This window comes from Methylibium sp. (assembly GCF_013817365.1).
Taxonomy (GTDB): domain Bacteria; phylum Pseudomonadota; class Gammaproteobacteria; order Burkholderiales; family Burkholderiaceae_C; genus Methylibium.
Window position 1 is genome coordinate 1 of the sequence record NZ_JACDCU010000293.1, and the last position, 5,352, is coordinate 5,352.

Annotated in this window: 9 protein-coding genes; 3 read left to right on the forward strand and 6 right to left on the reverse strand. The window is 66.4% G+C overall.

Annotated features, from left to right (window positions below; translation table 11 throughout):
• Positions 1-9: 9 nt before the first annotated feature.
• Genes H0W38_RS15860 through H0W38_RS15870 form a run of 3 tightly spaced genes read right to left on the reverse strand, consistent with a single transcriptional unit; the run spans position 10 to position 1,582 of the window.
• Complete coding sequence (locus tag H0W38_RS15860; protein WP_292455839.1) at positions 10-840, reverse strand: ScpA family protein; 831 nt, start codon at positions 838-840, stop codon at positions 10-12.
• 46 nt (positions 841-886) lie between these two features.
• Positions 887-1,087: a DUF3460 family protein gene (locus tag H0W38_RS15865; RefSeq protein WP_292455823.1), complete on the reverse strand. Its 201-nt coding sequence runs from the start codon at positions 1,085-1,087 to the stop codon at positions 887-889.
• A 51-nt stretch (positions 1,088-1,138) separates the two neighbouring features.
• Positions 1,139-1,582, reverse strand: a complete 444-nt coding sequence (locus tag H0W38_RS15870; RefSeq protein WP_292455825.1) for a hypothetical protein — start codon at positions 1,580-1,582, stop codon at positions 1,139-1,141.
• Between the two features lie 155 nt (positions 1,583-1,737).
• Here H0W38_RS15870 and H0W38_RS15875 point away from each other — a divergent pair, with 155 nt between their 5' ends.
• The gene (locus tag H0W38_RS15875; RefSeq protein ID WP_292455827.1) at positions 1,738-2,277 is read left to right on the forward strand and encodes a hypothetical protein; all 540 of its coding nucleotides are present in this window, start codon (positions 1,738-1,740) and stop codon (positions 2,275-2,277) included.
• 34 nt (positions 2,278-2,311) lie between these two features.
• On the opposite strand, the gene H0W38_RS15880 is transcribed toward H0W38_RS15875, so the two are convergent.
• Together H0W38_RS15880 and H0W38_RS15885 are read right to left on the reverse strand one after the other, a co-directional pair.
• Positions 2,312-2,629 (reverse strand): hypothetical protein, encoded by a 318-nt coding sequence (locus H0W38_RS15880; RefSeq protein WP_292455829.1) that lies wholly within the window; start codon positions 2,627-2,629, stop codon positions 2,312-2,314.
• 116 nt (positions 2,630-2,745) lie between these two features.
• A complete protein-coding gene (locus H0W38_RS15885; protein WP_292455830.1) occupies positions 2,746-3,129 on the reverse strand; it encodes a hypothetical protein in 384 nt (127 codons plus the stop codon).
• Positions 3,130-3,214: 85 nt separating this feature from the next.
• On the opposite strand from H0W38_RS15885, the gene H0W38_RS15890 reads away from it, so the two are divergent.
• Complete coding sequence (locus tag H0W38_RS15890; RefSeq protein WP_292455832.1) at positions 3,215-4,546, forward strand: argininosuccinate synthase; 1,332 nt, start codon at positions 3,215-3,217, stop codon at positions 4,544-4,546.
• Between the two features lie 85 nt (positions 4,547-4,631).
• Here the strand turns inward: H0W38_RS15890 and H0W38_RS15895 are convergent, their stop codons facing one another.
• Positions 4,632-4,886: a hypothetical protein gene (locus H0W38_RS15895; RefSeq protein ID WP_292455834.1), complete on the reverse strand. Its 255-nt coding sequence runs from the start codon at positions 4,884-4,886 to the stop codon at positions 4,632-4,634.
• Positions 4,887-5,113: 227 nt separating this feature from the next.
• Here H0W38_RS15895 and H0W38_RS15900 point away from each other — a divergent pair.
• Positions 5,114-5,352 (forward strand): AAA family ATPase (locus H0W38_RS15900; RefSeq protein ID WP_292455837.1); only part of this gene is annotated, 239 nt, incomplete at its 3' end.

A 5,352-nucleotide genomic window follows, 5' to 3' on the forward strand; every position in this document is an offset into this window, starting at 1 on the left:
GACGAGGCATCAGGCGGGCTGGTAGGCCAGCCGGACGTAGATCGGCGCGAAGGCTTCGGCCTGCGTCAGCTCGATCAGGTGCTCGCGCGCCAGCTCCAGCGTGGCGATGAAGGTCACCACTTTCACCTGCGGCGGACGCTCGGCGTCGAACAGGTCCTCGAACATCGCGAAGCGCCGGCCCTGCAGCCGCCGCAGCACGATGCTCATGTGCTCGCGCACCGACAGCTCCTCTCGGCTGATCTTGTGGTGCTGGATCAGGCTGGCGCGTTTGAGGATGTCCAGCCAGGCCTCGCGCAGTTCGGCCGGCTCCACGTCCGGATACTGCGGCGCCAGCGACTGCTCGATGTGCACCTGCGCACGCAGGAAATCGCGGCCGAGTTGCGGCAGGCGCTCGAGCCGCGCGGCGGCGAGCTTCATCTGCTCGTATTCGATCAGCCGGCGCACGAGTTCCGCGCGCGGGTCCTCGGCTTCCTTGCCCTCCTCGCTGCGCCGGGGCGGCAGCAGCATGCGCGACTTGATCTCGATCAGCATCGCCGCCATCAGCAAATACTCGGCGGCGAGTTCGAGGTTGCGCTTGCGAATCTGCTCCACGTAGGCCAGGTACTGGCGCGTCACGTCCGCCATCGGGATGTCGAGGATGTTGAAGTTCTGCTTGCGGATCAGGTACAGCAGCAGGTCGAGCGGGCCCTCGAAGGTTTCGAGAAAGACCTCCAGCGCGTCGGGCGGGATGTACAGGTCGCTCGGCAGCGCGAAGAGCGGCTCGCCGTACAGGCGCGCCAGCGCGATGTGATCGACCACGTCGGCACGCGCTTCGGCGCCCAGCACCGGCGCATCGGGCATCACCGTCTCATCGCTGCTCATGTCGTGCAGCAGGGGGGAGTTGCGCTCAAACCTTGGTCTGATAAACGTAGGACTGCTGCGGCACGCGACCCGAGCGCTGCTCGGCCAGCCGCTCGCGGTCTTGCGGGCGGTCCCAGAGCAGCGCTCGACCGCTGCGCTGGCGCTCCTCGAGCAACGGATCGCGCTCCTTGAGCGTCGCGATGAAATCGGTGACGTCGGAGCGGTAGGCTTTCCAGAACAGCGGCATGGCGGCACTTCAGAGTCGAGCCAGCAATTTTAACGACGCCTGCGAAGCCGTTCAGCCGCGCAGTTGCTGCACGGCCGTCAGCACCGTGCTGCGCACCGTCCCGTCGAGCCCACAGACCAAGCCCACCGAACCGCCCGCAACGCCCAACCGCCGCCAGGCCCGCGGCAAAACGTCCTGCACCAGTCTTTCGGCTCCGGCGGCGACCAGACTGCGCTGCTCGGGCGTGCCATTGGCGCCGACCAACACGAGAAACTCGAAGAGCGCTGAAGCCTCCCACAACCGGAACGGTTCGGCTTCGAACAGGATCGGCAAACCCTCCAGTCCTGCCGTGCTGCGCAACGCGGCCAGCGTCTCGCGGCCGTTCGGCGACTTGTCGAGCACGATGAGGTAGCGGCGGGCGGCGCCCGCCGCACCGAATTCGCCCGCGCGAACGCGACGGCCCAACTCACCGGCCAGCTGCTGGCCTTGTGCCTGGCGGCGTTTTGCTTCACCCATTTTTCTTCGCTTCGATGGTCCAGGCCGGATTGTCCATCCGTGGCAATCGTTGGCGTAGGACTCGACCCACGCCCGCTCGCCGCGCTGTCCGATGGCGACCGCAAGTCATGCGAGTAGCCTTGCAAAACTTGCTATTCACTGCCGAGGAGCGCTCGATGACTTCACCCCTCTCGCACCGGTTCCTGACCCGCGGCACGGCCGCTGCCTTCCTTGCGTCGGCCGGCCTGCTGTTCGGCGCAGCCACGGCGAGAGCTGCGGACATGTCCGCCACGGATGGCCGAAACGAGCGCCTGGAACACTACCGCGCGGCCTGCCTGTTGAACCGCCCCAACGCCAACCCCGCAGCCTGTGTGGAAGAGACACTGGCGGCGCGCGAGGCGGCCTCCCAAGGCGAGCTGCAAACGGGCGACGCAGCCTACCGGCGCAACGCCCTGCTCCGGTGCCGCGCCTTGCCCGTTGCCGAGCAACCCGCCTGCGAGGCGCGCATTCGTGGTGACGGCACCGTGAGCGGCAGCGTCGAGGAAGGCGGCATCCTGCGCGAACTGGTGGTTCGAGATCGAACGCCCGGCAAAGAAGCGCCGCCGGCGAACACGAACATCAGCACGCCGGTGCGCATCGACCCGAACCGCGACGGCCTGAGCGACACCGTCCCCGCAGAGCCCGCATTGCCTCACGGGCCGCAACTGCCGCGCTGAACGGCGAGCGCTCGGCAGCCAGCGCGCCGCTCGCTCAAACCGGCACGGGAAGGCGACGCAACCCCAACCACGCCACTCCCAGCACGACCGTGACGGGAACGCTGAGCACGCCGGGGGTGTAGAACAAGGCCGACATCACCGGCATGGCCAGCACCAGTTCGATCACGGCTCCCAGCCCATACAGCACCAGGCCCATCACGACCCACCGCCGCATGTAGGTGGGCAGCCACTGCGCCTGGTTGTGGCGCCAGGCTGCGGCCCGCTGGAATCGGCTGCCGCGATTGACGTCCTGGAACAGCCACAGGAAGAAAAAATATCGGTGAAGCAAAACCAGGAACGGAAGATCGGTCATGGACGTCTTTCGAAAGTCTCGCCAAGTCTGGCATTACCGGCGAGCGAAACCATCCTAGCCACGATGCAAGGCCGCTGCGGCGCCAGTGTCTAAAGGCAGTCTGCCCAGGCTTTGCTTCAGACGCCCGCGAGCCGGCCCCACAAGCCGCTGCGGCGTGCGGCGTCGACCTTGGACTGTCCGCTCGCGTGCATCAGCCCTTCGGCTTCAAGCGCCTCGACGCGCCGCCGGTGTGCCGCCGACCAGGCGCTCTTGGGCTTGCGCGGCGCGAACCACAGCAGCGAACGGCGTTCGTCGAGACGGCCGGCCTTGCTGTCCAGCCACCCGACAGCGAGTGCCTCGTCCACGGCTTCTTCCGCGCTCGGTGCTTCGTGGTCACTGCCATCGCGCGCCATCACCAACCACACGCCGGCGGCTTGGCCATGGTGCTTCGTCAGCCAGCGTCGCCAGGCGGCGCGGTCGCGCGCCTCGACGGCGTGGGGCGGCAAGGAATCTCCGGGCATCGTTCGGTCTCGGCGGTCGCGCTGCAGGCTCGTGCGAGGGGAGCCCCGCCTAGAATCCGCGCTCCGATTTGACCCCAGAACACTCATGGCCAAGAACACCAAGCTGTCCGCGACCTCTTCTGTCAGTGGCCCCGCCCGCGCTGGCACCCCGCGGTCACTGGCCGCCAAGGCCGGCCAGCCCGGCAAGGTGGTCCTCGCCTATTCCGGCGGCCTGGACACCTCGATCATCCTGAAGTGGCTCCAGGACGAGTACCACTGTGAAGTGGTCACTTTCACCGCCGACATCGGTCAGGGTGAGGAGATCGAGCCGGCGCGTGCCAAGGCGCTGAAGATGGGCATCAAGCCCGAGAACATCTTCATCGACGACCTGCGCGAGGAGTTCGTGCGCGACTTCGTGTTCCCGATGTTCCGTGCCAACGCGCTCTACGAAGGCGAGTACCTGCTCGGGACTTCGATCGCGCGGCCCCTCATCGCCAAACGGCTGGTCGAGATCGCAAGGAAGACCAAGGCCGACGCCATCAGCCACGGCGCCACGGGCAAGGGCAACGATCAGGTGCGCTTCGAGCTCGGCGCGTATGCGCTGATGCCCAATGTGAAGGTGATTGCTCCCTGGCGCGAATGGAGCCTGTCGAGCCGCGAAAGCATGCTGGCCTATGCCGACGAGCACGGCATCCCGGTCGACTTCAAGAAGCGCAAGGGCGGCGCGCCGTACTCGATGGACGCCAACCTGCTGCACATCAGCTACGAGGGCGGCGTGCTCGAGGATCCGAACTTCGAGCCCGAGGCCGGCATGTGGCGGCTCACGGTCAGCCCGGAGAAGGCGCCCAACAAGCCGCAGGTAGTGGAGTTGAGCTACGCCCGGGGCGACATCGTCGCGATCGACGGCGAGAAGCTGTCGCCGGCACAGGTGCTGAGCCTGCTCAACAAGATCGGCGGCGCGCACGGCATCGGCCGGCTCGACAAGGTCGAGAACCGCTACGTCGGCATGAAGAGCCGCGGCTGCTACGAGACCCCCGGCGGCACGATCATGCTGGCCGGCCACCGTGCCATCGAGTCGATCACGCTCGACCGTGAGGTGGTCGCGTTGAAGGACGACCTGATGCCGCGCTACGCGCGCATGGTCTACAACGGCTACTGGTTCGCACCGGAGCGCGAACTGCTGCAGGGGCTGATTGACGCCTCCCAAGCCAGCGTGAACGGTACCGTTCGCCTGAAGCTCTACAAGGGCACCATCATGTGCGTGGGGCGCGAGAGCCCCACCGACTCCCTCTTCGACGCGAAGATCTCTACCTTCGACGACGACGGGGGCGCCTACAACCAGGCCGACGCCGGCGGCTTCATCAAGCTCAATGCGCTGCGCCTGCGCATTGCTGCCAACGCGAAAGCGGCACGCGGCTCGCCCAAACGCAAACGGTGAGCATTGGACACCGTTCATCCATCCGCCCAATAACGGCCCGCCTTGCGCGGGCCGTTTGTATTTTCGCGTTGATCCGCGTGTGGCGTTAGTGCTTGGCGTTTTCCCGGTTGAACCCGCGCGTAGGGGCAATCGTGCTCGGAACGCCCGGGGAGCCGTCGCTGCACGGCGCCTGCCACTCGCGCAGTTCCGTCTCCAGTTGCTTGTGGCCGTTGAGCGCGGCCCTGTCGATCAGTGCAAAGACGTTGTCGTCATTGACCTTTTCATGGCCCAGCCCTTTCTTGAGCTGGCGATAGATGGCGTCAATGTCGCTTTCCGGCGCGGAATCGTCCGTTGGCTGCATCTTCGATCTCCTTGTCGTGAACCTGTTTGTGAAACTGCCGGCAAAGCTCGTACCCACGGTCTGTCCGCTGGGCTATCACCGGTTCGGAAGGGGCGTGCGGTTCATACTGCCGCCTCGCGGTGCCACCTGTGCGCGGTGTGGACATTCGGGTCAGGCAAGTGCGCTTCTTCCGCCGGCGGGTCGCCGGGATGCCGCTTCCGTCACCGGCGCCAACATATGCTTGGCACATGTACGCGGAATTCTTCGGCCTGAAACAGGAGCCCTTCTCGATCGCGCCCGACCCGCGCTATCTGTTCATGAGCGAGCGCCACCGCGAGGCGCTGGCGCACCTGCTCTACGGCGTGGACGGCGGCGGCGGCTTCGTGCTGCTCAGCGGGGAGATCGGCGCCGGCAAGACCACGGTGTGCCGCTGTTTCCTGGAGCAGATCCCCAAGCGCTGCAACGTCGCTTACATCTTCAACCCGAA

Coding starts and splice junctions, on each gene's coding strand:
- H0W38_RS15860 (WP_292455839.1), bottom strand. CDS start 840: ATGCCCGATGCGCCGGTGCTGGGCGCCGAAGCGCGTGCCGACGTGGTC.
- H0W38_RS15865 (WP_292455823.1), bottom strand. CDS start 1,087: ATGCCGCTGTTCTGGAAAGCCTACCGCTCCGACGTCACCGATTTCATC.
- H0W38_RS15870 (WP_292455825.1), bottom strand. CDS start 1,582: ATGGGTGAAGCAAAACGCCGCCAGGCACAAGGCCAGCAGCTGGCCGGT.
- H0W38_RS15875 (WP_292455827.1), top strand. CDS start 1,738: ATGACTTCACCCCTCTCGCACCGGTTCCTGACCCGCGGCACGGCCGCT.
- H0W38_RS15880 (WP_292455829.1), bottom strand. CDS start 2,629: ATGACCGATCTTCCGTTCCTGGTTTTGCTTCACCGATATTTTTTCTTC.
- H0W38_RS15885 (WP_292455830.1), bottom strand. CDS start 3,129: ATGCCCGGAGATTCCTTGCCGCCCCACGCCGTCGAGGCGCGCGACCGC.
- H0W38_RS15890 (WP_292455832.1), top strand. CDS start 3,215: ATGGCCAAGAACACCAAGCTGTCCGCGACCTCTTCTGTCAGTGGCCCC.
- H0W38_RS15895 (WP_292455834.1), bottom strand. CDS start 4,886: ATGCAGCCAACGGACGATTCCGCGCCGGAAAGCGACATTGACGCCATC.